Below are 25,586 nucleotides of genomic sequence, written 5' to 3' on the forward strand. Positions count from 1 at the left end.
GTTCCCCCCTCCGAAAGGCAGTCCGTGACCTCCGACCTCAGTGCGCTCCCCGCCGGCTTCGTGTGGGGCGCCGCGACGGCCTCGTACCAGATCGAAGGCGCCGTGGCCGAGGACGGCCGTGCGCCCTCCATCTGGGACACCTTCTCCCGCACCCCCGGCAAGGTCGCCGGCGGCGACACCGGCGACACCGCCTGCGACCACTACCACCGCTGGCCCGAGGACATCGGCCTGATGCGGCGCCTGGGCCTCGACGCGTACCGCTTCTCCATCGCCTGGCCGCGGGTGATGCCGCAGGGCGGCGGCGAGGTCAACCCGGCGGGCCTGGCCTTCTACGACCGGCTCGTCGACGGGCTGCTGGAAGCGGGCATCACGCCCTTCCCGACGCTCTACCACTGGGACCTCCCGCAGGCGCAGCAGGACCGCGGCGGCTGGCCGGAGCGCGAGACCGCGCTGCGCTTCGCCGAGTACGCCTCGGTCGTGGCCGAGCGCCTCGGCGACCGCGTCACCCACTGGGCGACCCTCAACGAGCCGCTGTGCTCGGCGTGGATCGGGCACCTGCAGGGCGTGATGGCCCCCGGCCTCACCGACCTGACCGCCGCCGTGCGCGCCTCGTACCACCTGCACCTGGGCCACGGCCTCGCGGTTCAGGCACTGCGCGCCGCCGTCCCGCAGGCGCAGATCGGCATCGTCAACAACCTCAGCCCCTCCGAGCCCGCCTCCGACCGGCCCGAGGACATCGCCGCCGCGCTGCGCGCCGACGGCCACACCAACCGCTGGTGGCTCGACCCGATCCACGGCCGCGGCTACCCGGAGGACATGCTGAAGCTCTACGGGGTCGAACTGCCCGTGCACGACGGCGACATGGAGACCATCGCCGCGCCGCTGGACTGGCTGGGCCTCAACTACTACTTCCGTGAGATCGTCGCCGACGACCCCACCGGGCCGGTCCCGCACACCAGCGCCCTGCGCATCCCGGACGTCCGCCGCACCGCGATGGACTGGGAGGTGCACGCCGACGGCCTGGAGAAGCTGCTCATGCGGCTGACCGAGGAGTACGGCGCGCGGAAGATCTACGTCACCGAGAACGGCTCGGCGTACGAGGACCACGTCGGCCCCGACGGCCAGGTCCACGACCCCGAGCGCACCGCCTACCTGGAGGAGCACCTGGCGGCCTGCGGCCGCGCGGTGCGCGCCGGCGCCCCGCTGGCCGGCTACTTCGCCTGGTCGCTGCTGGACAACTTCGAGTGGGCGTACGGCTACGCCAAGCGCTTCGGGCTCGTCCACGTCGACTACGAGACCCAGAAGCGCACCGTCAAGGGCAGCGGCAGCCGCTACGCCGACATCATCGCCGCCCACCGCCGCCGCGCCCGCAGCGCGGCCTGACCCCGGGGCGCGCCCGCGCCCGCCGATCTCCCTCGCACGCACCCCATGTCCTTCCCCACAAGGAGCACGCGATGCGACAACACCCCCACATCAGACGAGTGATCGCCGTCCTGGCGGCGGTCGCCGCGGCCTTCGCGGTATTGACCGCTACCGGTCCGAGCGCGGCGGCCGCCACCGCCGTGCAGGTCACCATGACCACGACCTCGGACGGCAGCACGGTCGTCAAGGGCCTCCAGGCCCAGGCCCCGACCGCCTTCGAAGCGGGCAGCGGCAGCGGCGGGACGGTCATCACGGTCGACCCCGCCGCCCGTTACCAGCCCTTCGAGGGCGGCGGGGCCTCCTTCACCGACAGCGCCGCATGGCTGATGAACTCCTCCGGCGCCCTGTCGGCGGCCACCCGTGACGACACCATGCGCAAGCTCTTCTCCCCCACCGACGGCATCGGCCTGGGCTTCCTGCGCAACCCCATGGGCGCCTCCGACATCGCCCGCAGCCACTACACGTACGACGACACCTGCTGCGACCTGGCCGACTTCTCCATAGCCAAGGACCTCGCCGACGTCCTGCCGCTCACCCAGCGGGCGCGCCAACTCAATCCGGACCTGAAGATCATGGCGGTGCCGTGGTCGGCGCCGGCGTGGATGAAGGACAACGGCAAGCTCACCCAGATGGGCAAGCTGAAGCCGGAGTTCTACGACATGTACGCGCAGTACTTCGTGAAGTACCTCCAGGCGTACGAGCAGCGCGGCGTCCACATCGACTACGTGTCCGTGCAGAACGAACCGCAGTGCTGCGGCGCGAACAGCAGCTACCCCACGATGGAGTGGACGGCGGCCACGCTTCTGGACTTCACCAGGAACCACCTCTTCCCCGCCTTCCGCTCCGCCGGGATCACCACCAAGACGCTGATCCACGACTGGAACCACGGCGACTGGAACACCACCGGCGCCGGCCAGCTCGCCGACGCCGCGCTGCGCGGCGACCCGCTGTTCGGAGGCGTGGCCTGGCACGGCTACACGCCGACCCCGCCGAACTACGCGCTGGGCAGCACGATCCAGAGCCAGTACCCGGGCGTCCCGCAGTACGAGACCGAGCACTCCGGCGGCACCTGGGTCGGCGACCAGCAGCTCGAGGACCTGCGCGACATCACCGGCTTCACCCGCAACTACGCGCGCTCGTACGTGAAGTGGTCACTGGCGCTGGACCAGGCCAGGGGCCCGCACGCGGGCGGCTGCGACAGCTGCAGCGGGCTGATCACGGTGCACAACGGGGACGCGCGCAGCGGCCAGGTCGACGACACCGTCGAGTACTACACGATGGGACAGCTGACGAAGTTCGTCCGCGCGGGCGCCGTGCGGATCGGCAGCAACGCCACGGACCCGGTGTGGAACACCGCGTTCGTCAACAGCGACGGGCAGCGGGTACTGGTCACCCACAACTCCTCGTCGTCCACCCAGCAGGTCACCGTCCGCGAGAACGGGCAGCACTTCTCGTACAGCCTGCCGGCCCGCGCCACGACGACCTTCACCTGGACCGGCGCGCCGACCGGCGACGGTGGCGGCGGCGACGGGATCAGCACCTCCGCCTGGTACCAGGTGACCGGCGTCGGCTCGAGCAAGTGCGTGGACGCCAAGGACCGCGGCACCGCCAACGGCACGGTCGTGCAGCAGTGGAGCTGCGTCGCCGGGCAGACCAACCAGCAGTGGCAGTTCCGCGCGACCGACAGCGGCTACTACCGGGTGGCGAACCGCAACGCGACCGCCACGGAGCAGGTCTGGGACGTCACGGGAGGCGCGTCGGCGACGGGCGACTCCGTGCCGGTGCAGACCTGGCAGTGGTCCTCGGGCACGAACCAGCAGTGGAAGCCGGTGCTCCAGCCCGACGGCTCCTACGTGTTCACCGCCCGACACAGCGCCAAGTGCCTGGACGTCGCCGCCGCCTCCGTCACCGACGGGGCCCGGATCCAGCAGTACACCTGCAACGGCACCGCCGCCCAGTCCTTCCGGCTCACCCCGGTGGGCTGACCAGACCCGCGCGGCGCCGACGTTCGAGGGAGACGCCGGCGCCGCGCGGCACCACGCCCTGAGCGGGCGGCCGAGCGGTACGCCACCCCGGGGCCAGGACCGGCCGCTCCGTGTGCGGCGGGCACGTCGCCCGGGCTCACAGCGGCGCTGTCAGTGGCGGGCGGCACACTTGCGCCATGAACGTGTTCCCGCCCGACGCCGCCGCCGGGACCCGCCGCCGGCCCGAGTGGGTCGAGTCGACGGGCGGTCCGCTGATCGTCGTGCCCGTCTCCGCGCTGCCCGCCTGGGGCGGCTGCACGAAAGCGGGGACGGTCGTGGGCGACGGAGACGTCCCTGACGACTACAACCGGGCCTGCGCCGTGGACGACCTGGCGGGGGTGATACCCGTCGGCCGGGACGGCGCCGTGGCGTTGGTCCTGGGCGACCAGCCCGCCACCACGCGTTACCTCCCGGCACACCGGACCTTCCTGCGTTGGCTCGGTGCCGACTCCGAGGCCGAATTGACCGAGGCGGCCGAGGCCGTACTCGCGGATCCGGCCATCACGTGGGAGCAGTGCGGGACATGGGACACCGACGGGTCCGCGGTGCTCATGGACTCGGCCGAAGCGGGCAGTCCGCAGGGCGTCGAACACCCCGGCGGCGGCCTGCCCCAACATGCCTGCGTCCCGCTGCCTCCCGGACGTTGGGCAGTCCGCACCGTCGAGGTGGAGGCCGGCGACCGCACCTCGCTGGGCCTGGTGCGGCTGGTGCCCGCCAACCCCTGACGTGGCACGCCGACACGACCGACCGTCAGGTCGGGGCGGCCTCGGCGTATCTGCGGTGGGTCCCGGGATGGGCCGCCTCACGCCGACCCCGACGCCGCGTCAGGCCAGTGCCTCCCAGCGCCGGGCGAGCCGCGCCGCGCCGGCGTCCGTCAGGCAGCCCCACAGCCGCAGCCGCGCGACGCCGCCGTCGGGGTAGGTCTCGATCCGCACATGGGTCGCGGCGGGCGCGACGACCAGGAACCGGTGGACGGTGTCGGGCTGCAGGGCGGTGCGGGGCAGGATCGTGAACCACTCGCCGCTGCCGCCGTCGCGGCCCAGCAGTGCGGCCCAGCCGGCGGCGTTGCCCTTGTAGTAGCCGGTGTCGATCTCGACGGCGCGGACGACGCCCCGTTCCGCGAGCCGGTAGCGGACCCAGTCGTGGCCCTGGTCGCGGCGGCGCCGGGTCTCCCAGCCGTCGCCCATGCGGCGGGACTTCCCCGGAAGGATCGGGTTGACCGGCGAGGAGTAGAAGCGGTCGGAGACGTCCTCGGGGGCGCCGCCGTTCTCCAGGGCGACCAGGTCGAAGGTACCGAGCGCCGCGAGCCACGCGGGGTCGGGGACGATCTCGCCGTGGACGCGCAGCCGCGCGATGCCCCCGTCGGGGAACTGCCGGAGCCGCAGGTGGGTGAAGCGGCGCTCCACGGCCACCTCGAACCCGTTGGCGGCGTGGCCGCCGACATCCGTGCGCGGCACCAGTCCGGTCCACTCCACGCCGCCCGCGAGCAGGTCGTCCGGCGCGGCGGACAGCGGAGCCGAGGTGGCCTCGACGGAGACCTGCCGGGGGTGGTTGCCCCGGAAGTGGGCCGTGTCCACGACCAGGCCGCGGACGACGCCGGGCGCGGCGAGGCGGATCAGCGCCCAGTCGTGGTCGGTGTCGCCGGGGTGCGGGCTGTCGGCGCCGGTGCCGCGCCGGCGGCGGGTCTCCCAGCCGTCCATGACCTGCCCCTTGTGGCCGAAGTGCTCGGGCCGGAACTCGGGGCGCCCGGGGACGAGCAGGTTCTCGCGCTCGGCGAAGAACTCGTCGTTGGCGGCGATGACGGCGGCTCCCAGGCGCCGGTCGGCGAGGTCGGGCAGCCCCGTGAACGGCAGGTCGGCGCCGCGGTAGTCCGCCCAGGGGTCCCCTCCGGGGTAGGGCTGGGCGGCGCCGGTGTACCGGGGCACGGCGCTCACGCGTCCTCCCGCGCGATGAGGCGGCCGGAGGGCCCGGCCGGGGCGCCGTCGCCCGCGACGGGTTCGCCGCGCAGCCAGGTGCCGCGGACGACCCCCTGGAGGGTGCGGCCCGCGTAGGCGGTGACCGGGTTGCGGTGGTGGAGTGCGGCGGGGTCCACGGTGAAGCTCTCGTCGGGCGCCAGGACGGCGAAGTCGGCGTCGTAGCCGGGCGCGATCGCGCCCTTCGTGCTCAGGCCCGCGAGGCGTGCGGGGCCCTGTGCCATCCAGCGCACCACGTCGCCGAGCGAGGCGCCACGCCTGCGGGCCTCGGTCCACATCGCGGGCAGACCGATCTGGAGGGAGGAGATGCCGCCCCAGGCCGCGCCGAAGTCGCCGGTGCCGAGGTGCTTGAGGTCGGCCGTGGACGGCGAGTGGTCGGAGACGACGCAGTCGACGACACCGTCGAGCAGGCCCTGCCAGAGGGCGTCGCGGTTGGCGGCCTCGCGGATGGGCGGGCAGCACTTGAACTGGGTGGCGCCGTCGGGCACCTCCTCGGCGGTGAGCGTCAGGTAGTGCGGGCAGCTCTCGGCCGTCAGGCGTACGCCCTCGTCGCGGGCGGCGGCGATCATGGGCAGTGCCTCCGCCGAGGACAGGTGGAGCACGTGCACCCGGCAGTCGTGGCGGCGGGCGAGCGCGATCAGGCCCTCGATCGCGGTGTTCTCGGCGGCGCGCGGACGGGAGGCGAGGAAGCCGGCGTACGCGCGGCCCGTGGGCCGCGGGGCGCCGTCGATGAGCGCGGGGTCCTCGGCGTGCACGATCAGCAGCCCGTCGAAGCGGGCGATCTCGGCCATCGCCTCCGCCAGTTCCGCGGGCGCCAGGTGCGGGAACTCCTCGACTCCGGAGGGCAGCAGGAAGCACTTGAACCCGAAGACGCCGGCCTCGTGGAGCGGGCGCAGGTCCTTGGCGTTGCCGGGGACGGCGCCGCCCCAGAAGCCGACGTCGGTGTGCACCCTGCCGCGCGCGGTGTCGCGCTTGAGGTCCAGGTGCGCGGTGGTGGTGGTCGGCGGCACGCTGTTGAGCGGCATGTCGATCAGCGTGGTGACGCCGCCCGCGGCGGCCGCGCGGGTGGCGGTCGCGAAGCCCTCCCACTCGCTGCGGCCGGGGTCGTTGATGTGCACGTGGGTGTCGACCAGGCCGGGGAGCAGCGCGTCGTGCCCCAGGTCGACCAGGCGGGCGCCCGGTGGTGGCGCGCTCCCGTACGGCAGGACGGCGGCGATCCTGCCGCCGGCCACGGCCACGTCGGCGGGGCGTTCGGCCTCGGGGGTGACTACCCGCGTCGAGCGCAGCACCAGGGAGGTCGCGGCAATGGCCTCGGACACCCGTTCCCCTTCCCCTGGTTCCACCGGCGTCGCACGGAAATTCAACGTTCTGTTGAATCAGATCCTCCGCCCAGCCGTACGACCCGTCAAGACCCGGCCGGCCGCCCGGGACGGGAGGACGGCGCGCGGGCCGGGGGCTTCCGGAGTAGGGTTGACGGATTCCGCACAACGGAATCCGGCTTCCGCAGCGGCCGTTGCGTCGCTCCGCACAAGGACGCGGCCGACGACGATCGCCGCCTCGCGACCGCCGGTAGGCTGCACCACCACATCGTCCGCCTGGGGAGGAACCGTGGCGTCAGACCGCGCCGGGGGCGTCCAGTCACTTGAACGCGCCTTCGACCTGCTCGAGCGGATGGCCGACGCGGGGGGCGAGGTCGGCCTCAGCGAACTGGCCACCGGCAGCGGGCTGCCGCTGCCCACGATCCACCGCCTCATGCGGACCCTCGTCGACTGCGGCTACGTCCGCCAGCAGCCCAACCGGCGCTACGCGCTGGGCCCCCGGCTGATCCGCCTCGGCGAGACCGCCTCCCGCCTGCTGGGCACCTGGGCCCGCCCCTGTCTCGCCGAACTGGTGAACGCGACCGGCGAGACCGCCAACATGGCCCTGCTCGACGGCGACGAGGTCGTCTACGTCGCCCAGGTCCCCTCGCGCCACTCCATGCGGATGTTCACCGAGGTCGGACGCCGGGTCCTGCCCCACTCCACGGGCGTCGGCAAGGCGCTGCTGGCCCAGGTCCCGCCCGAGGAGGTGCGCGCGCTGCTGGCCCGCACCGGCATGCCGGCCGCCACGGAGCGGACCATCACCGACCCGGACGCCTTCCTCGCCGAACTCGCGCACATCCGCGCGCAGGGCTACGCCGTGGACGACAACGAGCAGGAGATGGGCGTCCGCTGCCTCGCCGTCACCGTCCCCGGCTCCCCCACCGCCGCCGCCATCTCGGTCTCCGGACCGGCGGGCCGCGTCACCGACGCCGCCACCGAGAAGATCGTCCCCGTCCTCCAGGCCGCGGCCCGCTCCCTGTCCGCGGCCCTCGCCGGTGCCGCGGACCCCACGTGAGGGCTTGACCTGGAGTGCGCTCCAACAACTAGCGTCGTCCGGGTCCGCGACAACGACCCGAGGCGGGAGTGACCGTGCAACTGGGCGTGCATCTCACGAAGTTCGACCATCCGGAAGGACCCGCCGCGCTGGGCCCGGCGCTGGCGGAGGCCGGGGCCGCCGCGGAGGCGGCCGGGGTGGGCTGGCTGTCGGTGATGGACCACTACTTCCAGATGGAGCACAACGGCGGCGCCGAGGCGGCCATGCTGGAGTGCTACACGACCCTGGGCTATCTCGCCGCCCGCACCTCCTCCGTGCGGCTCGGGGTACTGGTCACGGGGACGACGTACCGGCACCCGGGGCTGCTGGCCAAGATCGCCACGACGCTCGACGTGCTGTCCGGCGGCCGGGCCACCCTGGGGCTGGGCGCCGCGTGGTACGAGCGCGAGCACCTGGGGCTGGGCGTGCCCTTCCCGCCCCTCGCGGAGCGCTTCGAGCGCTTGGAGGAGACGCTGCGCGTGTGCCTCCAGATGTGGGACCAGGAGGACGACGGCCCGTTCGAGGGCAAGCACTACCGGCTCGCGGAGACCCGCTGCACCCCGGCGCCCGTCAGCGCCCCGCACCCCGAGGTCATGGTCGGCGGTGGCGGGGAGCGCAAGACGCTGCGGCTGGTGGCCCGTTACGCGGACGCGTGCAATCTGTTCAGCTCCTCGCACGCCGATGTCGCGCACAAGCTGGACGTGCTGCGCCGGCACTGCGACGAGGCGGACCGGGACTACGACTCCGTCCGCAAGACGATGCTGTACGCGGGAAGCGCGTTGCGCGACGGGGACCTGGACACCTTCACCAAGGAGATGACCGGCTACGCCGCCCTCGGCGTCGAGAGCGTGATCGTGATGCCGCCGGAGGCCGCGTCCGCCGGGTGGATCGAGAGCCGGTGCGGCGCCGCCGCGCGGCGGCTGGCCGAACTCGGCTGAGCCGGGCTCAGTCGGCGGAAGGCGGGGCGCCGAAGAGTTCGATCGCGCGCCGCACCTCGGTCAGGGCGGCGGACAGGGCGCTGACGGAGCCGAGGGCGCTGGTGACGACCAGGAGCCCGCGGCGCAGCCGCGGGACGTCGGGAACACCGGCGGCGGCCGCGGACGCCAGCGCGGCGAGCTCGTCCTCCGCGATGTGGCGGTCCGGTAAGTTCGAGCGGTACGCGGCGAGCGCGCGACGGCAGTGGGAGACCGCCGCACGCAGCGCGGCCGCCCTCGGGTCCTCGGCGCCGTCCCCGTCCAGGGCCGCACGGGCCGCCATGTCCTTGACCACTGCTGTGTCCCCCATTGTTCGACCCCCGTTGTACGCACCCGTGCGGGTCCGGCCCCACCCGGGCCGCATCGGGGAGGACAGTAAACGCGACGGAGCGCTCCCCTCGCTATACGGACAGCGAAATCAGCCCCAAGTTCTCCTCGCGCGAGACGACTTGCCGACATTCAACGAACAGCGGGCGGCGTTCGGTTCCAGTCGGCGAGCCGCCACCCGCCGGCGCCGTGCCCCCAGCGCGCGAACGAGCCGTTGGCGACGTACGCTCCCTCCTCCGGCAGGGGCGGCCCCAGCAGATGACGGATCATCAGCACGACGGCGTCGTGGGCGACCAGCAGCACCGGCGCGCCGTCCCCGCCCGCGGGGAGCCCGTCCAGCACGGACCGCACGCGCAGGGCGACGTCGTCCATCGACTCGCCCCCGCCCGGCGGCCGGTAGGCCTGCTCGCCCTCCCGCGCACGCCGGGCGGCCTCCTGCGGGAAGCGCTCCCGGACCGCCTGCGGCGTGAGCAGTTCCAGCGCGCCCGTACCGCGGTCGCGCAGCCGGGGCTCGTAGGACGCCGGGGGCAGCGGGTGACCGGCGGCCCTGTGGACGGCGTCGAGGACGTCGAGGGTCTGCCGGGCGCGCCGGTACGGGGAGCAGAGCACCGTGCCGGGAGTGCCGTCGCCGAGCGCCAGCAGCTCCCCGGCGAGGCGCGCCGCCTGGTCGCGGCCGCGATCGGTGAGGCCGACATCGGCGTCCCGGACGCCCTCCGGGGAGACGCCGCGCGCGAACGCCGCGTTCGCGGTGCTCTCGCCGTGCCGCACAGCAATGAGCCAGTTCGTCATGGGAGGTCCTTTTCCTCGCCCGCCATCCACGGTATCCAGGGAGTGTGGAACGGGACGGTTCGAGCGGAACGGGCACCGCCGTCGCCGGGCTGCTGCTGGCCGCCGGGGGCGGCCGCCGGCTCGGCGGGCGGCCGAAGGCGCTGCTGGAGTACGGCGGCCGCCCGCTCGTGGAGCACGCCGCGAGGGCGCTGCGCGAGGGCGGCTGCGCCCCGGTGCACATCGTGCTGGGCGCGGCGGCCGCCGAGGTGCGGGCGCGGGCGGTGCTCGACGGCTGCACGGTGGTCGGGAACCCGGACTGGGAGCAGGGCATGGGCTCCTCGCTGCGGGCCGGTCTGACGTCGCTGGCGGGCACGGGGGCGCGGGCCGCGGTGGTCACGCTCGTGGACCAGCCAGGCGTGGGCGCGCGGGCCGTGGCGCGGGTGGCGGCGGCGTACGCCTCGCCGGCGACGCTGGCCGCGGCCGCGTACGGCGGCAGGCGTGGGCATCCGATCCTGCTGGGCGCCGGCCACTGGCCCGCGATCGCGGCGAGTGCGGCGGGCGACCAGGGGGCACGCTCGTACCTGGGGCGGCACGAGGCGGAGATCGTCCTCGTGGAGTGCGCGGACGTCGCGCTCCCCGGCGACATCGACACCCCGGACGACCTGTGGCGCCTCGGCGGGGGGCCGCGGCCCCCCGCGCCCGGTGCCACAAAACGTTGAAGTTCCGCAATGCAAAAACTATGCTCCACGCAGCAGAAGCGCCCGTCGGCCAGGGCGCCCCGCGGCCACTCCCGGCGGGCCCGGCACCGCGTGCCACGCCGCGCCCCGGCAGCCGCCCGGTATCCGGGCCGCCCGCACCTCCGCCGTGCCGCGTCCCCGCGCGGCGGGAGCAGCCGCAGCCAGAGGAGATCAGCTTCATGTCCGCAGCAGGAGCAGGGCCTTCCCCGCATGCCGTCGTCGCCGGCACCGCGCCTCCCGTCGAGCGCGCGGAGGAGGTGCTGACCGACGCGGCGCTCGCCTTCCTCGGCGAACTCCACCGCCGCTTCGCGCCGCGCCGCGCCGAACTCCTCGCCCGCCGGGGGGAGCGCCGGGCGGAGATCGCCCGGACCGGCACCCTGGACTTCCTCCCGGACACCGCGCACATCCGCGAGGGCGACTGGCGGGTCGCGGACGCCCCGGTCGCGCTCACCGACCGCCGGGTGGAGATCACCGGCCCCACCGACCGCAAGATGACCGTCAACGCCCTCAACTCCGGCGCCAGGATCTGGCTCGCGGACTTCGAGGACGCCTCCGCCCCCACCTGGGAGAACGTCGTCGGCGGGCAGATCAGCCTGATCGACGCCTACGAGCGGCGCATCGACTTCACCTCCCCCGAGGGCAAGGCGTACGCGCTGAAGGACGAGGCCGAACTCGCCACCGTCGTCACCCGCCCCCGCGGCTGGCACCTCGACGAGCGCCACCTCACCGTCGACGGCGAGCCCGTCCCCGGCGCCCTGGTCGACTTCGGGCTGTACTTCTTCCACAACGCGCACCGGCTGCTCGCCAAGGGCAAGGGCCCGTACTTCTACCTCCCCAAGACCGAGTCGCACCTCGAAGCCCGGCTGTGGAACGACGTGTTCGTCTTCGCGCAGGACCACCTGGGCATCGCGCAGGGCACGATCCGCGCCACCGTCCTCATCGAGACGATCACCGCGGCCTTCGAGATGGAGGAGATCCTCTACGAACTGCGCGACCACGCCTCCGGCCTCAACGCGGGCCGCTGGGACTACCTGTTCTCCATCGTCAAGAACTTCCGCGACGCGGGCGAGCGCTTCGTGCTGCCCGACCGCAACGCCGTGACGATGACCGCCCCCTTCATGCGCGCCTACACCGAACTGCTGGTCCGCACCTGCCACAAGCGCGGCGCCCACGCCATCGGCGGCATGGCCGCCTTCATCCCCTCCCGGCGCGACGCCGAGGTCAACGCGGTCGCCTTCGAGAAGGTCAAGGCCGACAAGGACCGCGAGGCCGGCGACGGCTTCGACGGCTCCTGGGTCGCCCACCCCGACCTGGTGCCGATCGCCCGCGCCTGTTTCGACGCGGTCCTCGGCGACCGGCCGCACCAGAAGGACCGGCTGCGGGAGGACGTCCACGTCACCGCCGCCGACCTGCTGGCCGTCGACTCGATCGGGGCGAAGCCCACGTACGAGGGGCTGCGCAACGCGGTCCAGGTCGGCACCCGCTACATCGAGGCGTGGCTGCGGGGCATGGGCGCGGTCGCCATCTTCAACCTCATGGAGGACGCCGCCACCGCCGAGATCTCCCGCTCGCAGATCTGGCAGTGGGTCGACGCGGGCGTCGTCTTCGCCGACAACGGCGAGAAGGCCACCGCCGACCTGGTGCGCGCCGTGGCGGGGCGGGAACTGGCCGCCATCCGTGCCGAGACGGGCGACGAGGCGTTCGCGGCGGGCCGCTGGCAACAGGCCCACGACCTGCTGCTGAGGACCGCGCTCGACGAGACCTACGTCGACTTCCTCACCCTGCCCGCCTACGAGTTGCTCGACTGACCGGCCGCGGGCCCCGGGTCCCGGCCGCACGGGCCGGGGCCCGTCCGCCCGCGGCCGGCCGATCCGCCGTTCGCCCGACCGGCGGCAGGGGAAGGGTCCGGGCATGCCCTTCGACCACAACGACCACTACCACCGGCTGCTGCTGAACCACGTGCCGCCCGGCGCGCTCACCGCGCTGGACGTGGGCTGCGGCACCGGCCGCTTCGCACGCGAACTGGCGGAACGGGGGCTGCGGGTGGAGGCGCTCGACGTCTCCGAGGAGGCCGTCGCGGCGGCCGGCGCGGCGCCCGGGGTGGACTTCCGGGTCGCCGACGTGACGGCCGTGCGCCTGCCCGAGGGCCGCTACGACGTGATCACCTGCCTGGCGAGCCTGCACCACGTGCCGTTCCCCACGGTCACCGCCCTGCGGGCCGCGCTCGCCCCCGACGGAGTGCTCCTCGTCCTCGGCTGCTACCGCGAACGCAGCGCCGCCGACCGGGCGGTGAGCCTGCTCGCCGTCCCGGTCAACGCCGTCGCCCGGCTCTGCGTCGCCGTCTGGGAGCGGCTGCGCGGCCGCCCGCGCCCCGCCGTTCGCGCGCCGGTCCGGCCGCCCACGATGTCCCTGGCGGAGATCCGCGCCGAGGCGGAGCGCCTCCTGCCGGGCAGCCGGGTGCGCCGGCTGCTGTTCTGGCGCTACCTCCTGGTCTTCCACGAGGACGCGACGCGCTGAGGCGGGCCCCTCAGGCCTGGCCGGTGTCGAAGCGGCTGATCTTCCCGTCGTCGACGGTGAAGTGCCACTTGGTGCGCATCTCGCCCCAGGTGTCGTTGCCGTAGTCGGCGATCAGGGTGCGGCCCGCGGCGTCCTGCGACTGGACGTCCATGTGGCCGTGGGAGTCGAAGATCTCCCGGTCGGCCCATTCGTCGAGGACGCGGTCGGAGCCGTCGTCCGACATGGTCGCGTTCTCGGTGAGCGCCCGGCGGAAGGCCTCGCGGTCACCTGCGTTGACCGCCGTGACGAAGGCGCGGACGGCGGGCTCGTTGAGAGCGTCGGTGCGGATCATCGTCGGACTCCCTGTGCCGGTGTACTGGCCACCAGCCTGGCCGTCGGGTGCGGCCTGCGCCACCCGGCGGACGGCCGTTCACCCGAGGGGCGGCCACCGCTGGCCGGGTGGCACGGACCCGGGGAGTCTGGGACGACAGCCCGGCGGGCCGGGACGGACGGCAGGAGCGCGCGCGTGGGAAGTGTCGACGAGGGCGGCACCGACGACCGCAGGGACGTGGCCCGCTACATCCGGCTGCTGCCCGTCGTGCTGCTCGTCGGTGGCTTCCTCGTGGACTACCTGACCCCCGCCGAGTTCAGCGGGACCGCCTTCTACTCCGTCGCCCCGATGATCGCCGCGCCGCTGATGTCGCTGGGCGGCACGTGCCTGATCGGTCTCGGGGCCATCGCGGCGGACGCGGGCATCCTCAACCACTTCGGCTACATCAACGGGGCGGGCGGGGTCAGCGAACTGCTGTCGATCACGGCGGTGGCGGCGGTCGCTGTCTTCATCAACCGGGTGCTGCACGTCCGCGAGGAGCGGCTGCGCTCCGCGCGGGGCATCGCGGCCGCGGTGCAGCGGGCGGTGCTGCCCGAGCCGCCGGAGCGCGCCGGGCCGTTCCGGATCGCCGCCCGCTACGAGGCCGCCGAGCAGGACGCGGACATCGGCGGCGACCTGTACGCGGTGCAGGAGACGCCGTTCGGGCTGCGCTGCGTCATCGGCGACGTCCGCGGAAAGGGGATGGACGCGGTCGAGGCGGCCACGGTGGTCCTGGGCGCCTTCCGCATGGCGGCCGACGAGGAGCCGACGCTCGCCGGGCTGGCCGCGCGCATGGACCGCGCCCTGTGGCGGGAGTCCGAGCGGCGCGAGGGCCTGGACCGGCTGGAGGGCTTCACCACGGCGGTCCTGGCGGAGATCGCCCCGGACGGGGAGCTGCGCCTGGTCAACCGGGGTCATCCGCCGCCGCTGGTGCTCCGCGAGGGCCGGGTCCACTACGCCGAGCCCTCGCAGCACGCCCTGCCCCTCGGCATGGGCCTGGAGACCGGGGTGGCCGCGGTGGACACCCTGCCCTTCCCGCCCGGCGCCTCCCTGCTGATGCACACCGACGGCGTCACCGAGGCACGCAATGCCGACGGCACCTTCTACGACCCGGTCGCACGGCTGGCCGGGGTGCGCTACGACGGCCCCGTCGAACTGCTCCAGACGCTGCTGGACGACGTCCATCTGCACACCGGCGGCCCCCGCAACGACGACATGGCGCTGCTGGCCGTCACGCACGACCCGCGGCTCTGAGCAGCGCCCCGCACGAGGCGCGTACCCGCAAGGAGGGCAGCAGGTCGAGGTGCCCGCGCGGCCGGGAGTCGCCGCTGCCGCGCTCGGCGATCCGCTGCAGCAGCAGCGCCGCCGCGGCCTCGCCGACGGCGCGCTCCGGCGGTGCGACGGCCGTCAGCGGAGGGTCGGCCAGGCCCGCCACCCGGTCGCCGTGGACGACGATCGCCAGGTCCTCGGGCACGAGCACACCGAGTGCCCGCAGCCGGGGAACGAGCACGACCGCGAACTGGTCGTCGTGCAGGAGCACCGCGCGCACGCCGTGCTCCTCGGCCAGCGCACGCAGGTGGTCGGCCGTCAGCGCGGTCCGCTCGGCCTCCGGCAGCGGCGCGGGCGCGCTGTAGGGCGAGCCGGGCGCCGGGGTCAGCTCCAGTGCCTCGACGGCGGCGGCGTGGCCGGCGGCCAGCTGTCGCGCGCGGGCGGCGTCCCGCAGCACCAGCGCGACCGAGCGGTGGCCGAGCGAGGCCAGGTGGCGCACGGCCGTCGCCGCGCCGTGCGCGTCGTCGCAGCGGACGTGGTCCAGGTCGGCCGCGGGGCTGCCCGGCGGTGCCTGCCGCTCCACGAGGACCACGGGCACCCCGCTCCCGGCGATCCGGCCGTCGCCGTCGGGGCCGGGGACGAGCAGCACTCCGTCCGCGCCGGCGGCGACCAGTCGTCCCGCCTGCTGGGCGTCGCCCTCGGCGTGGCCGGAGAGTCCGAGCACCAGCCGCCCGCCGCGCGCCTCCAGGGCGTCCCGGGCACCCTGGACGATCCGGTCGAAGGGGTGGTCGAGCGTGGGGACCAGCATCCCGGCCACCAGGCCCTCGGCGTCGCGGGCCTTGGCGGGAAGGGGAGCGGGAGCAGGGGTGTCGACCGGGGTACCGCGGCCGCCGGTCTCCGCGCACGGCCAGACGACCGAGCCGTGCACACGGCGCAGTCTCCCCTGGGTCGCGAGCGTCTCGACGTCCCGGCGCAGGGTGACGGGGGAGACGCCCAGTTCCTCGGCGAGGTCCGCGACCCGCAGGCTGCCCCGTTCGCGGACCAGTGAGATGACCCGTTCGTGGCGCTGGCCGACATGGAGCCGCACGGTCTTCTCCCTGCTCAGGACCGTCGGGGCGGTGATCCGCACTCCCTTGTCACTGTACGCCGGGCGGGGCGCCGGGGGCCGGTGACGCCTACCGCCGGCTCCGCTGCCCGCGGGGCGCGGCCCGCTTGCGGTACCCGTCGAGCACGTCCTGCCGGAGCAGGAAGCCGAAGCCGGCCGACTCCAGCCGCAGGCCGAGGGCCGCCTCGTCGATCCCGAGGCCGGCGGCGGTGTCCGCCAGATGCCAGTCGTGGGCGGCGAGGCGGTCGAGGAGGTGGCCGCGGCGGACCTGGCTCTCCGAGAGCCGGAACGTCTTGAGGTAGACGGTCCGGCCGGCGGCGTCCGTGATGGCCTCGCCGATGTGGTTCTCCTGCCGGGGCCGGAACTCCGGCAGGAAGCGGGCGAGGGTGAAGGGCCCCATCCGGTGCACCCTGCGCCAGGTCCCGTCCAGCTCCGCCGCCCGTGCCGCCATCGTCGTGTCGTGGAAGGCGGCCCAGGCGCGCTCCTGTTCCCCGGCCGCCGCCCGCAGCCCGGCGAGGGAGTCGATGCCCTCGTCGGCCACGTGGGCCCGGAACTCCTGCACCGGCGGCATCAGCAGCGCGTAGTGGTGGACGAGTTCGCCGTACAGGTCCTGCACGAGGGTGGGGTGGAGCACGCGGTAGTCGTCCGGGTGCGGCACGACGAACACGGCCGCCAGGGCGTCGGCGACGTAGAACAGCACCCCGCACTGCCCGGGGTGGATCTCGAAGACGCGCAGCGCGTCGGCCAGTCCGGGGATTTCGGCCCCGGTGTACGCCTGCTCGGCGCGCGGCGACAGGCCGCTGCGCAGCGCCCGGTGCGACCACTCCTCCCAGGCGAACGAGGGGCCGCCGAAGTGCAGCGCCAGATAGCCCTCCAGGGCCATGTGCAGCGGGAGGAAGCGCAGCCGGTGCTTCTCCTCGCGGCGGGCCATCCTGCGGTGGAAGCGCAGGGCGGTGGTGGCGGGCGCCGCCGCGTCGGCCGCGGCGGCCAGGTGCGTGCCGTAGGCGGCCGCCGGAGTGCCGTCGTCGGTCCAGTCGGCGACGAAGGCGTGCGGGATGTACGAGAAGTAGGCCGCGCGCGGGCCCACGCTCACCACCGAGGGGCCGTCGCCCAGGATCCGCGGATGCAGCCGCAGGTCCTCCACGGGCGCGGGACGCACCAGCGGCACCAGCCGCACCGCGCCCCATACCTGGGAGGGACGGGTCTCCAGGCCGGTCAGGTCCATCGCGGTCACCGGGCACGCTCCCGGGGGTCGGCGGCCGTCATGCGGTCGGCGCGGGCGTCCAGGTAGGCGGTGAGTTCGGCCAGGTCCGTGCGGCCCTCGGCGAACTGGGCGATCTCCACGAGCGCGGGCAGGTCCTCGGCGTCGCGGATACCGGCGGTGGCGACGGTCGCCGACAGCCGGCGCACGTCGAACGCGTCCGCGTCGTAAACGGGGTTGAGGTGGACGACGGCGGTGCGCCCGGCGGGATCGAGCCGGGTGCGCCACACCCGCAGCACTTCGGCGGCCAGGCCCGGGGGCGCGTTGTCCCAGCCGTCGGAGACGATCACCAGCCGGGAGGGGGCGGTCTCCAGGGCGTCGAGCACGCGCCGTCCCAGCGGGGTCGGACCGTAGGGATGTACCAGGAGCGCGTCCTGCTGACCGGAGGTCCACAGCCCGGTGTAGCGCCCGGCCAGGGCCGCGAGCAGATAGTGGCAGGCCAGGGCGACGGCCAGCGGACGGCGGCGCTTGGTGCCCGAGCCGGAGGCGGAGAAGCTGTCGTCCAGGACGGCGGTCACCCGGCCCCAGCTTCCCCGGTGCCGTCCGGCCAGCCGTACCGCGGACGCCTCCAGGGCGCCGGTCAGCTCGTCGCGACGGCGCCGGCGTTCGTCGAGGGGCAGTGCCAGGACGTACGAGGCCAGCCGGGTCAGCGGCATACGGTCCAGTTCGCCCGGCACGGGCGCGGCACCGCGCTCCCGGGCGGACTCCCGCAGGCGCAGGGTCTCCAGGCGCGTCATGCGCGGGGCGATGCGCTCCAGGAAGACGTCCCGGGGGATGCGGTGCTTGGCGGCGAAGCCCTCGGCGACGGTGTAGGGCAGGTCGTACAGGGCCCCCTGCTCGTAGTGGGCACGGCGCCACGCCTCCAGCAGGGGCGTGGCATAGCGGGCCCGGGTCAGCGGCCGGAAGACGAACGTGCCCAGTTCGTCGCCGGCGGGGACGAGATGGGTGTGCCGCAGGGTCTCCCGCAGGCCGCCGCGGTACTTGACGGCGTCGAACGCGAGGTCCGGGCGCGCGGCCAGCCAGTCGCGGACGATGGCGCGGGTGCGCCGGTTGTTCACCCCGGCCCGGCGCAGCGCCCCGAAGAGCCCGTACGCCCGCTGCGGCGGCAGCAGCGCCAGCCGTGCGGCGATCAGCCGGCCCTCGCGGCGGCGCTGTGCGGCGTCGGCCTCGCTCGCGGTCTCCAGCAGCCGGCGGATGATCAGAACCGCGTTGTGGTCGTTGATGTCCAGGGCGAGCACCCCGGCGTACAGGTCGCGGTAGTTCCCCAGCATGTACGCGTGGAGGAAGTCCAGGGACAGCCGCTGCTGTCCGGCGCTGTCCCGGAACTCGCGCTGACCGGTGGCCGTGATCGCCGCGTTGACGAACAGCAGCACGTCCTCGGCCGCGACGGCCGCCCCCCGCTCGCCCATGTCGTGTGCTCCCCCCGGTCGTGGACGCCGGCCGGGGAATGGGGGCACGAGCAGCGAATCATTGCTTCAGAGGCAGGTTCCGGAAGTCGCACCGAAGTCCCGCGGCCGGCACCGGGACCGTAACAGAGCCCGTACGAACGGCTCCACCCGATTCCCGCCGGGCCCCTGAGTGTCAGCCGGTCAGGCCCGCGATGCGGGCGAGTCGCCGGGCCTCGGCGCGGGTGGTGCGGGCGATGGCGTCCTCGTCGGCGGTGACCAGCCGGCCGTCCTCCACCACCGGGCGGCCGTTCACCAGCGAGAGGGTGACGGGGGCCGCGGCCCCGAGGACCAGGGCGGCGACCGGGTCGGCGATCGAGGCGTGGGCGAGGGTGTCCATCCGCCACAGGACGAGGTCGGCGAGCTTGCCCGGTTCCAGCGAGCCGATCTCCTCGGCCCGGCCGAGGACCTGGGCCCCGCCGTGGGTGCCCAGCCGCAGGGCCTGACGGGTGGTCAGCGCGGCCTCGCGGTGGGGCCCGAGGCGGTTGACGAGCAGGGCGTTGCGCAACTCGGTGTGCAGTTCGCCCGATTCGTTGGAGGCGGTGCCGTCCACGCCCAGCCCCACGGGGACGCCGGCCGCGAGCATGTCGGGGACGCGGGCGATGCCCGCGGCGAGGCGGGCGTTGGAGGAGGGGCAGTGGGCGACGCCGGTCCGCGTGCGGGCGAAGGCGGCGATGTCGGCGTCGTTCATGTGGACGCAGTGCGCCATCCAGACGTCCTCGCCGAGCCAGCCGGTGGACTCGAAGTAGTCCGTCGGCCCCATGCCGAACAGTTCCTTGCAGAACTGCTCCTCCTCCACGGTCTCGCTGCCGTGGGTGTGCAGGCGAACGCCCTTGCGCCGGGCCAGTTCCGCACCCTGGCGCAGCAGTTCGGTGGAGACCGAGAACGGGGAGCAGGGTGCGACGGCGATCCGCGTCATGGCGTCGAAGGAGGGGTCGTGGTGCTCGTCGATCGTCGCCTCGGTCGCGGCGAGCGCGCCGTCCAGGGTCTCGACGGCGAAGTCCGGCGGCAGGCCGCCGTCGGACGCGCCCCGGTCCATGGAGCCGCGGGCGAGGGTGAAGCGCACGCCCATGGCGGCGGCGGCCCGGATGATGGAGCCGGACAGGTCGCCGGTGCCGCGCGGGAAGACGTAGTGGTGGTCCATGGCGGTGGTGACGCCGCCGCGCGCCATCGTCGCGAGGGAGCCCTGGGCGGCCGCGTGGGTCATCCGCTCGTCGATCCGCGCCCAGGTGGGGTAGAGGGCGACGAGCCAGTCGAAGAGGTTGTGGTCGGTGGCCAGGCCCCGGGTGAGCCACTGGTAGAAGTGGTGGTGGGTGTTGACCAGGCCCGGGGTGAGCAGATGGCCGGTGCCGTCGACCCTGCGGACGACGCCCTCCAGTCCGGCGGGGGCGGGGCCCGGGCCGACGGACTCGATGCGGTTGCCGGCGACGACGAGATGGCCGTCGGCGTACTCGGTGTCGTGCGCGTCGACGGTGGCGACGGCGCAGTTCTCGATGACGGTGCGCTGTGCTGCGGCGGTCATGGCGGGCCTCTCAGTCCGTCACCGGGATACGGGGCTCTGCCCCTTCGCGCAGGACCGTGCCCTCGATGAGGCCGTAGGGGCGGTCGGCGGCGAAGTACACCGCGCTGTCGGGGGTGTCGTTCTTCAGACCGAACGGTTCGAGGTCGGCCAGGAAGTGGTGCTTGTTGGGGAGCGACAGCCGCACCTCGTCGATCTCGGGGCGGTGCTCGACGACCCGGTCGCCCATCGTGTACAGGGTCTGCTGGAGGGAGAGCGAGTAGGTGCCGGCGAAGGCCTCCAGGAGGTGCCTTCGGGTCTCGGCGTACGACTCCTCCCAGTCTGGGGCGGGGTCCTCCTCGCGGGTCCAGTGGAACCGCCAGCGGGCGGCGACCTCGGTGGCGAGGACGCGGTCCCGGGTCTCGCGCAGCGTCGTCCAGCGGTCCTTGGCGAAGCCCCGGAACTCGGAGTCGGTGGAGTTCATGACGACGAGGTCCTTCAGGCCCGCGAGGACCTGCCACCGCGTGCCGTCGAAGGCGATCTCGGCGGTGCGGGTCTCCTGGCCCTTGCGGACGAACGAGTGCTCCTCGGTGAGGCGTTCCCAGGCGTACTCCTCGATGCGGATCCTGGCCCGCCCGATCGCGTCCTGACTGGTGACGAAGTGCCGGGCGAGCAGGATGCCGAACTGCTCGGCGGACTCGATCCCGTACTGCTGGGCGAACGCGAACACCGTGTTCTTGGCGGTGTCGGTGGGCAGGACGCTGGCGTTGCTGCCGGAGTAGTGGACCTCGTCCATCGCGCCGGACAGCGCGACGGAGACGTTGAGGTCCTTTACGTGGTGCGTGCGGCCCTCGCGGGAGACCCGGACGACGCGGGTCTCCGCTTTGCCGTACTGGTTCTGGCCGAGGCGGGTGGGCGACATGTCGGTGCTAGCTCCCTCGGTATACGGAGTAGCCGAACGGGTTGAGCAGCAGCGGTACGTGGTAGTGCTCGCCCGGCTCCACGGCGAGGACGACCGCCACCTCCGGGAAGAACGCCCCGCCGCCCCCGGCCGCGGTGCGGGCGAGGTACGGCCCGGTGGCGAACTCCAGGCGGACCTGGGCCGTGCCGCCGGGCAGGTCGGGCAGGTCCTTGCAGCGGCCGTCGGCGTCCGTCGCCGAGGCGCCGTGCGGCACCCAGGGGGCGTCGCCGGCGGGGCGGACCGCCAGGTGGACGGCGATGTCCGCGGCGGGACGGCCTGCGCTGGTGTCCAGGACGTGGGTGGACACGGACGTCATGAGGGGGCCTCCTCGAAGGGCGCGACGAGCCGGGCGAGCCGGATGCGGTTGATCTTTCCCAGCTCGGCACGGACGATCCCGCGCTCGGTGGCGGCGTCGTTCCCGATCCGCTCGGAGAGGGCGGCCAGCATCTCGTCGCCGGTCCGGCCGGTGGCGCAGATGAGGAAGACATGGCCGTGCCGCTCCTGGTAGGCGAGGTTCAGCTCCAGCAGCCGCGCGCGCAGGGAGTCCCGCACGCCGCTCTGCTCGCGGGCAGAGACCCGGTCGCCGGGCTTCGGGCAGCCGATCGGCGGGTGCCCGGCCATCGCCTCGGCCAGTGCGTCCGTACCCAGGCGGGCCGTCGCCGTGTCGCTCGCGGCGAGCAGCGCCTCGGCGCTGCCGTAGGGGCGGCCGGCGGCCACTTCCGCGCCCCAGGAGCGGCTCGCGCACACCTCGCGCAGCAGGGCGGCCGCCTCCACCGCGTCGGCGGAGTTGAACCGGGCCAGGCCCGGGGAGGGACGGGAGGTCACAGCAGCACGCTAGGAGCGCGCCCCGACCGGCGTCAACACTTTGTTGAAAAGAGTCCGCCCCGTGGCGGCCGCGACACGGCCGGAAGTGCGACGGACAGCGGCTACTCGCGCTCCCTCGCCGCGTTCTCCCGGTTCAGGTAGTTGTAGACGGTGAAGCGGCTCACCCCGAGGGCCGAGGCGACGGTCTCCACCCCGTGCCGCACGGAGAACGCGCCGCGTTCCTCCAGGATGCGCACGACCGTCTGCTTCTCCTTGCGGCCGAGTTCGGCCAGCGCCCTGCCGTGCCGGCGCTCCAGGTCCGCCAGGAGGTGGTCGAGGGAGTCGGCCAGGTGCGGCAGGCGTACGGCGACGACCGCCTCGCCCTCCCAGCTCAGCACGACGTCGTCGCCGCGGGCCTCACCGGGCGGCACCATCTGCGCGCCCATGGCGGCGACGAGCGGGGTGATGGCCGCACTGAACGGGTGCGGGTGCCCGCCGGGCGCGGTCATCGATCCGCCGCCTCATGACCGATGACGCTGATCTGCAGCGACACCCGGGTGGCCCCCGCGTCCAGGGTGCGCCGCAGCAGATCGCCGACGGCGTCCACCACCTGGTCGGCGGTGCCCTCGGCCGTGTTGCCGAACGGCCCGACGTCGACCTTCTCCAGTGCGGCCGAGCCGATGACGTCCCGGGCCACCGCGGCGTGCTCCGGCAGCACGTCCAGGTCGAAGGGCTCGGTGGTGAATTCCAGTCTCAGGCGCACGTCTTCAACCTAGCTGGTCAGCGGCTTTCGGGGACATCCCTCTTGACAGTCCCCGGCCAGGTGATCCAGTCTTCCGGTAAGTAGAAAACAGATTCCGTATTGCGGAAGTAAGGGATGGCAACGCACCGGCCGGAACACCGGACGGAACACCGGACGGAAGGGGCGCACGGGATGGGCTTCGACTCCACGCGCTGCGATGTGAACCTCTCGATCCTCTTCACCGAACTCCCGCTCCTGGAGCGCCCGGCCGCAGCCGCGGCCGCGGGCTTCGAGGCCGTGGAGCTGTGGTGGCCGTGGCCGGACGCACCCACCCCGCCGAAGGCGCGTCTCGACGAACTGCGCTCCGCCCTGGAGCACGCGGGCACCCGGCTCGTGGGGCTGAACTTCTACGCGGGGCAGCTGCCCGGACCCGACCGCGGCGCGCTGTCCGTGCCCGGCGAGGAGTCCGCGCGCTTCCGCGCCAACATCGACATCGCCGCCGACTTCGCGCGCTCGGTCGGCTGCACCGCCCTCAACGCCCTCTACGGCAACCGGGTCGACGGCGCCGGCGCCGAGGCGCAGGACGAACTCGCCCTGGAGAACCTGGTGCGGGCCGCGCACGCCGCCCACCGGGTCGGCGCCACCCTGCTCGTCGAGGCCCTCAACGCACCCGAGTCGCCGCGCTATCCGCTGGTCAGCGCGCCCGCCGCCGTCGAGGTCGTCGACAAGGTCAACGCGGAGACCGGCCTCGGCAACGCCCAATTCCTGCTCGACCTCTACCACCTGTCGATGAACGGCGAGGACCTGCCGGCCGTGATCGACGCCTACGCCGACCGCACCGGCCACGTCCAGATCGCCGACAACCCCGGCCGCGGCGCCCCCGGAACGGGCTCGCTGCCCCTGGCCGGCCTCGTCGACCGCCTGCGCACGGCGGGCTACGACGGCTGGATCGGCCTGGAGTACAAGCCGGGACCGGAGGGGAGCGCCGCCTCCTTCGGCTGGCTCGCCGACGCCGCCCAGCAACCCGAGAGGACACCATGACCACCACGCCCCAGGCCGCCGCCTCCTCCCCTACCGGCCTCCCCCAGGTGGCCTGGATCGGCCTCGGCATCATGGGCTCCCCGATGGCGGAGAACCTGCTCAAGGCCGGTTACACCGTCACCGGTTACACCCTCGAGCAGGACAAGCTCGACCGCCTCGCGGCCGCCGGCGGCACCGCCGCGGGCTCGATCGCCGAGGCCGTCGGGGACGCCGACGTCATCGTCACGATGGTCCCGGCCTCCCCGCAGGTCGAGGCGATCGCGTACGGCGAGGACGGCATCCTCGCGCACGCGAGGCCGGGCGCCCTGCTGGTCGACATGTCGTCGATCACACCGCGGACCTCCGTCGACCTGGCCAACGCCGCGGCGTCCAAGGGCATCCGGGTCCTGGACGCCCCGGTCTCCGGCGGCGAGGCGGGCGCGATCGAGGCGGTGCTGTCCATCATGGTGGGCGGCGCGCAGGCCGACTTCGACGAGGCCCGTCCCTTGTTCGACGCCCTCGGCAGGACCGTCGTGCTGTGCGGTCCGCACGGCGCCGGCCAGACGGTGAAGGCCGCCAACCAGCTGATCGTCGCCGTCAACATCCAGGCCTGCGCCGAGGCCGTGGTCTTCCTGGAGAAGTCGGGCGTCGACCTGGGCACGGCCCTGGAGGTGCTGGGCGGCGGCCTGGCCGGCTCCACGGTGCTGAACCGCAAAAAGCAGAACTTCCTGCACCGCGAGTTCGCCCCCGGCTTCCGCATCGACCTCCACCACAAGGACATGGGCATCGTCACCGACGCCGCCCGCGCGGTCGGCGCCGCCCTGCCCGTCGGCTCCGTCGTCGCCGGTCTCGTGGCCGCGCTGCGCGCCCAGGGCGACGGCGGCCTCGACCACTCCGCCCTGCTGCGCGGGGTGGAGCGCCTGTCCGGTCTGCCGGTCACCGGCTGACCCCGACTTCCGGGCGGTGGCGTCCGTTTCTGTCCTGTCGCGCCCGACGGACGCCACCGCCCGGAACCCCTCCCCGGCCCGGGAGGATCACGACCGTCCGCGCCGCCATGAACTTCTGAGGGGTTGGTCCTGGCGGCGCGGACACCTGTGCGCGGGTCAACCGGCGCGCGCGGGAGCGCAGGAGAGCTGCGGGAGCGGCGTCCCGTAGGAGAACATGGAGGGTACGTCCGCCGCCCGGTAAGCACCCGCCCTGGAGTCCCGAACCATGGCAGAGAGTGTGCCCGTGCGCTGCCCGGCCTGCCGCCGGGAGCACACGTACACCGCCCCCGTGTTCCCGTGTGCCTGTGGCACGCCCCTCACGCTGCCGCTGCTGCGCGGCGGCATCCCGCTGCTGATCCGCCACCGCTCCTGGTCCGACTCCTGGGTGGGCATGCGCTGCCCCGACTGCCACCGCGAGGACCAGTGGCCGCAGCCCGAACTCGGCTGCGAGTGCGGGGCGGTGGTCCGGCTGCCGGTGGACACGCGGGCGCTGCGCACGCCGCCGGCCCGGCCCGCCGCCGTCGAGCACCCCGCCGGGGCGGCGCCGACGGCGCCGGGGCACCGGGCCCCGTTCCGACCGGTGACGATCCGCACCGCGCGGGACGCGCTGACCGCCGCCGCGCAGTACCTGAAGTGGCTCGGCTTCGGCGGGGTGCGGATCGCCTCGGAGCGCGCCGCCAACGGCATCGACCTGCGCGGGGACGGGGTGGTCGCCCAAGTGGACCCGACGACCCGGCCGAGCGTGCTGCGGGACGTGGAGACCCTCTGGCTGAACTGCCTCAACGAGGACTCCTCCGGCGCCTTCTTCTCGCTGGCCGGCTACGCGCACGACGCCCGGCTGCGCGCCGACCAGCTCGGCGTGCCGCTCTTCGTCATGGACCTCACCGGCACCCCGCAGCCGGTGAACGACGCCGCGGACGCCCTCATCCGCACCGGCCCGCGCGCCCGGCCCTGAGGACGGACGCGCCGCGTCCGGCCCGCTCTGCCCCCGGCCTCACCCTGTGTGGCCA

General features: G+C 74.1%; 26 protein-coding genes. 12 read left to right on the top strand and 14 right to left on the bottom strand.

All coding sequences use genetic code 11. The features are described from left to right. Positions 1 to 24: 24 nt before the first annotated feature. The 3 genes from ACIP9H_RS02340 (at position 25) to ACIP9H_RS02350 (ending at position 4,171) form a co-directional block, all read left to right on the top strand. Positions 25 to 1,383: a GH1 family beta-glucosidase gene (locus tag ACIP9H_RS02340; protein ID WP_401593513.1), complete on the top strand. Its 1,359-nt coding sequence runs from the start codon at positions 25 to 27 to the stop codon at positions 1,381 to 1,383. Positions 1,384 to 1,454: 71 nt separating this feature from the next. Next, entirely contained in the window at positions 1,455 to 3,407 is a 1,953-nt protein-coding gene (locus ACIP9H_RS02345) for an RICIN domain-containing protein (protein WP_401956999.1), read from the top strand. Between the two features lie 176 nt (positions 3,408 to 3,583). Then, positions 3,584 to 4,171, top strand: a complete 588-nt coding sequence (locus tag ACIP9H_RS02350; protein ID WP_401957002.1) for an Imm21 family immunity protein — start codon at positions 3,584 to 3,586, stop codon at positions 4,169 to 4,171. 99 nt (positions 4,172 to 4,270) lie between these two features. Here the strand turns inward: ACIP9H_RS02350 and alc are convergent, their stop codons facing one another. Then, positions 4,271 to 5,380: an allantoicase gene (gene alc, locus ACIP9H_RS02355; protein WP_401957005.1), complete on the bottom strand. Its 1,110-nt coding sequence runs from the start codon at positions 5,378 to 5,380 to the stop codon at positions 4,271 to 4,273. Next, positions 5,377 to 6,738: an allantoinase AllB gene (gene allB, locus ACIP9H_RS02360; RefSeq protein ID WP_401593504.1), complete on the bottom strand. Its 1,362-nt coding sequence runs from the start codon at positions 6,736 to 6,738 to the stop codon at positions 5,377 to 5,379. Before allB ends, alc begins: the two co-directional genes overlap by 4 nt. 289 nt (positions 6,739 to 7,027) lie before the next feature. On the opposite strand from allB, the gene ACIP9H_RS02365 reads away from it, so the two are divergent. Next, positions 7,028 to 7,795 (top strand): IclR family transcriptional regulator, encoded by a 768-nt coding sequence (locus tag ACIP9H_RS02365; protein ID WP_401957008.1) that lies wholly within the window; start codon positions 7,028 to 7,030, stop codon positions 7,793 to 7,795. Between the two features lie 74 nt (positions 7,796 to 7,869). After that, a complete protein-coding gene (locus ACIP9H_RS02370) occupies positions 7,870 to 8,751 on the top strand; it encodes an LLM class F420-dependent oxidoreductase (protein WP_401593498.1) in 882 nt (293 codons plus the stop codon). A gap of 7 nt (positions 8,752 to 8,758) precedes the next feature. Here the strand turns inward: ACIP9H_RS02370 and ACIP9H_RS02375 are convergent, their stop codons facing one another. After that, entirely contained in the window at positions 8,759 to 9,070 is a 312-nt protein-coding gene (locus tag ACIP9H_RS02375; protein WP_360909192.1) for a DUF5955 family protein, read from the bottom strand. A 176-nt stretch (positions 9,071 to 9,246) separates the two neighbouring features. Continuing rightward, positions 9,247 to 9,903 (bottom strand): histidine phosphatase family protein, encoded by a 657-nt coding sequence (locus ACIP9H_RS02380; protein ID WP_401593495.1) that lies wholly within the window; start codon positions 9,901 to 9,903, stop codon positions 9,247 to 9,249. Positions 9,904 to 9,947: 44 nt separating this feature from the next. On the opposite strand from ACIP9H_RS02380, the gene ACIP9H_RS02385 reads away from it, so the two are divergent. From ACIP9H_RS02385 to ACIP9H_RS02395, 3 genes are all read left to right on the top strand, one after another. Continuing rightward, a complete protein-coding gene (locus tag ACIP9H_RS02385) occupies positions 9,948 to 10,601 on the top strand; it encodes an NTP transferase domain-containing protein (RefSeq protein ID WP_401593493.1) in 654 nt (217 codons plus the stop codon). A gap of 197 nt (positions 10,602 to 10,798) precedes the next feature. Next, positions 10,799 to 12,427, top strand: coding sequence for a malate synthase A (gene aceB / locus ACIP9H_RS02390; protein WP_401593490.1), 1,629 nt, complete (start codon positions 10,799 to 10,801; stop codon positions 12,425 to 12,427). Between the two features lie 103 nt (positions 12,428 to 12,530). After that, the gene (locus ACIP9H_RS02395; protein ID WP_401957011.1) at positions 12,531 to 13,136 is read left to right on the top strand and encodes a class I SAM-dependent methyltransferase; all 606 of its coding nucleotides are present in this window, start codon (positions 12,531 to 12,533) and stop codon (positions 13,134 to 13,136) included. A gap of 10 nt (positions 13,137 to 13,146) precedes the next feature. Here the strand turns inward: ACIP9H_RS02395 and ACIP9H_RS02400 are convergent, their stop codons facing one another. After that, entirely contained in the window at positions 13,147 to 13,467 is a 321-nt protein-coding gene (locus ACIP9H_RS02400) for a nuclear transport factor 2 family protein (RefSeq protein WP_401957013.1), read from the bottom strand. A gap of 174 nt (positions 13,468 to 13,641) precedes the next feature. Between ACIP9H_RS02400 and ACIP9H_RS02405 the strand changes: the two genes are divergently transcribed. Then, positions 13,642 to 14,739 (top strand): PP2C family protein-serine/threonine phosphatase, encoded by a 1,098-nt coding sequence (locus ACIP9H_RS02405; protein WP_401957015.1) that lies wholly within the window; start codon positions 13,642 to 13,644, stop codon positions 14,737 to 14,739. Here the strand turns inward: ACIP9H_RS02405 and ACIP9H_RS02410 are convergent. The 9 genes from ACIP9H_RS02410 to ACIP9H_RS02450 all read right to left on the bottom strand — a co-directional run bounded on the left by ACIP9H_RS02410 (position 14,717) and on the right by ACIP9H_RS02450 (position 22,591). Beyond that, entirely contained in the window at positions 14,717 to 15,841 is a 1,125-nt protein-coding gene (locus ACIP9H_RS02410) for a substrate-binding domain-containing protein (protein ID WP_401593704.1), read from the bottom strand. The genes ACIP9H_RS02405 and ACIP9H_RS02410 overlap by 23 nt on opposite strands. Positions 15,842 to 15,929: 88 nt before the next feature. Continuing rightward, positions 15,930 to 17,093 (bottom strand): ARPP-2 domain-containing protein, encoded by a 1,164-nt coding sequence (locus ACIP9H_RS02415; RefSeq protein WP_401957017.1) that lies wholly within the window; start codon positions 17,091 to 17,093, stop codon positions 15,930 to 15,932. Then, a complete protein-coding gene (locus ACIP9H_RS02420) occupies positions 17,090 to 18,529 on the bottom strand; it encodes a hypothetical protein (protein ID WP_401957020.1) in 1,440 nt (479 codons plus the stop codon). Before ACIP9H_RS02420 ends, ACIP9H_RS02415 begins: the two co-directional genes overlap by 4 nt. 172 nt (positions 18,530 to 18,701) lie before the next feature. After that, on the bottom strand, positions 18,702 to 20,087 hold the full coding sequence (locus ACIP9H_RS02425; protein WP_401957023.1) for an 8-oxoguanine deaminase: 1,386 nt from the start codon (positions 20,085 to 20,087) through the stop codon (positions 18,702 to 18,704). Positions 20,088 to 20,097: 10 nt separating this feature from the next. Beyond that, positions 20,098 to 20,985, bottom strand: coding sequence for a factor-independent urate hydroxylase (gene pucL / locus ACIP9H_RS02430; protein ID WP_401593477.1), 888 nt, complete (start codon positions 20,983 to 20,985; stop codon positions 20,098 to 20,100). A gap of 7 nt (positions 20,986 to 20,992) precedes the next feature. Beyond that, on the bottom strand, positions 20,993 to 21,340 hold the full coding sequence (gene uraH / locus ACIP9H_RS02435) for a hydroxyisourate hydrolase (protein ID WP_401593474.1): 348 nt from the start codon (positions 21,338 to 21,340) through the stop codon (positions 20,993 to 20,995). Beyond that, positions 21,337 to 21,849, bottom strand: a complete 513-nt coding sequence (gene uraD / locus ACIP9H_RS02440; RefSeq protein ID WP_401593471.1) for a 2-oxo-4-hydroxy-4-carboxy-5-ureidoimidazoline decarboxylase — start codon at positions 21,847 to 21,849, stop codon at positions 21,337 to 21,339. Before uraD ends, uraH begins: the two co-directional genes overlap by 4 nt. 101 nt (positions 21,850 to 21,950) lie before the next feature. Next, positions 21,951 to 22,337 (bottom strand): helix-turn-helix domain-containing protein, encoded by a 387-nt coding sequence (locus tag ACIP9H_RS02445; RefSeq protein WP_401593468.1) that lies wholly within the window; start codon positions 22,335 to 22,337, stop codon positions 21,951 to 21,953. Further along, a complete protein-coding gene (locus tag ACIP9H_RS02450) occupies positions 22,334 to 22,591 on the bottom strand; it encodes a hypothetical protein (RefSeq protein WP_401593465.1) in 258 nt (85 codons plus the stop codon). Before ACIP9H_RS02450 ends, ACIP9H_RS02445 begins: the two co-directional genes overlap by 4 nt. Positions 22,592 to 22,762: 171 nt before the next feature. On the opposite strand from ACIP9H_RS02450, the gene ACIP9H_RS02455 reads away from it, so the two are divergent. The 3 genes from ACIP9H_RS02455 to ACIP9H_RS02465 all read left to right on the top strand — a co-directional run bounded on the left by ACIP9H_RS02455 (position 22,763) and on the right by ACIP9H_RS02465 (position 25,531). Next, on the top strand, positions 22,763 to 23,611 hold the full coding sequence (locus ACIP9H_RS02455; RefSeq protein ID WP_360909048.1) for a TIM barrel protein: 849 nt from the start codon (positions 22,763 to 22,765) through the stop codon (positions 23,609 to 23,611). Further along, positions 23,608 to 24,537 (top strand): 2-hydroxy-3-oxopropionate reductase, encoded by a 930-nt coding sequence (locus tag ACIP9H_RS02460; RefSeq protein WP_401957030.1) that lies wholly within the window; start codon positions 23,608 to 23,610, stop codon positions 24,535 to 24,537. Before ACIP9H_RS02455 ends, ACIP9H_RS02460 begins: the two co-directional genes overlap by 4 nt. Before the next feature lie 265 nt (positions 24,538 to 24,802). After that, complete coding sequence (locus ACIP9H_RS02465; RefSeq protein ID WP_401593460.1) at positions 24,803 to 25,531, top strand: hypothetical protein; 729 nt, start codon at positions 24,803 to 24,805, stop codon at positions 25,529 to 25,531. Positions 25,532 to 25,586: the final 55 nt, after the last annotated feature.

It is taken from the genome of Streptomyces sp. NPDC088732 (assembly GCF_044751205.1).
Taxonomy (GTDB): Bacteria; Actinomycetota; Actinomycetes; order Streptomycetales; family Streptomycetaceae; genus Actinacidiphila.

Coding starts and splice junctions, on each gene's coding strand:
- ACIP9H_RS02345 (WP_401956999.1), top strand. CDS start 1,455: ATGCGACAACACCCCCACATCAGACGAGTGATCGCCGTCCTGGCGGCG.
- ACIP9H_RS02350 (WP_401957002.1), top strand. CDS start 3,584: ATGAACGTGTTCCCGCCCGACGCCGCCGCCGGGACCCGCCGCCGGCCC.
- ACIP9H_RS02375 (WP_360909192.1), bottom strand. CDS start 9,070: ATGGCGGCCCGTGCGGCCCTGGACGGGGACGGCGCCGAGGACCCGAGG.
- ACIP9H_RS02380 (WP_401593495.1), bottom strand. CDS start 9,903: ATGACGAACTGGCTCATTGCTGTGCGGCACGGCGAGAGCACCGCGAAC.
- aceB (WP_401593490.1), top strand. CDS start 10,799: ATGTCCGCAGCAGGAGCAGGGCCTTCCCCGCATGCCGTCGTCGCCGGC.
- ACIP9H_RS02395 (WP_401957011.1), top strand. CDS start 12,531: ATGCCCTTCGACCACAACGACCACTACCACCGGCTGCTGCTGAACCAC.
- ACIP9H_RS02400 (WP_401957013.1), bottom strand. CDS start 13,467: ATGATCCGCACCGACGCTCTCAACGAGCCCGCCGTCCGCGCCTTCGTC.
- ACIP9H_RS02420 (WP_401957020.1), bottom strand. CDS start 18,529: ATGGGCGAGCGGGGGGCGGCCGTCGCGGCCGAGGACGTGCTGCTGTTC.
- ACIP9H_RS02425 (WP_401957023.1), bottom strand. CDS start 20,087: ATGACCGCCGCAGCACAGCGCACCGTCATCGAGAACTGCGCCGTCGCC.
- pucL (WP_401593477.1), bottom strand. CDS start 20,985: ATGTCGCCCACCCGCCTCGGCCAGAACCAGTACGGCAAAGCGGAGACC.
- uraH (WP_401593474.1), bottom strand. CDS start 21,340: ATGACGTCCGTGTCCACCCACGTCCTGGACACCAGCGCAGGCCGTCCC.
- ACIP9H_RS02445 (WP_401593468.1), bottom strand. CDS start 22,337: ATGACCGCGCCCGGCGGGCACCCGCACCCGTTCAGTGCGGCCATCACC.
- ACIP9H_RS02455 (WP_360909048.1), top strand. CDS start 22,763: ATGGGCTTCGACTCCACGCGCTGCGATGTGAACCTCTCGATCCTCTTC.
- ACIP9H_RS02460 (WP_401957030.1), top strand. CDS start 23,608: ATGACCACCACGCCCCAGGCCGCCGCCTCCTCCCCTACCGGCCTCCCC.
- ACIP9H_RS02465 (WP_401593460.1), top strand. CDS start 24,803: ATGGCAGAGAGTGTGCCCGTGCGCTGCCCGGCCTGCCGCCGGGAGCAC.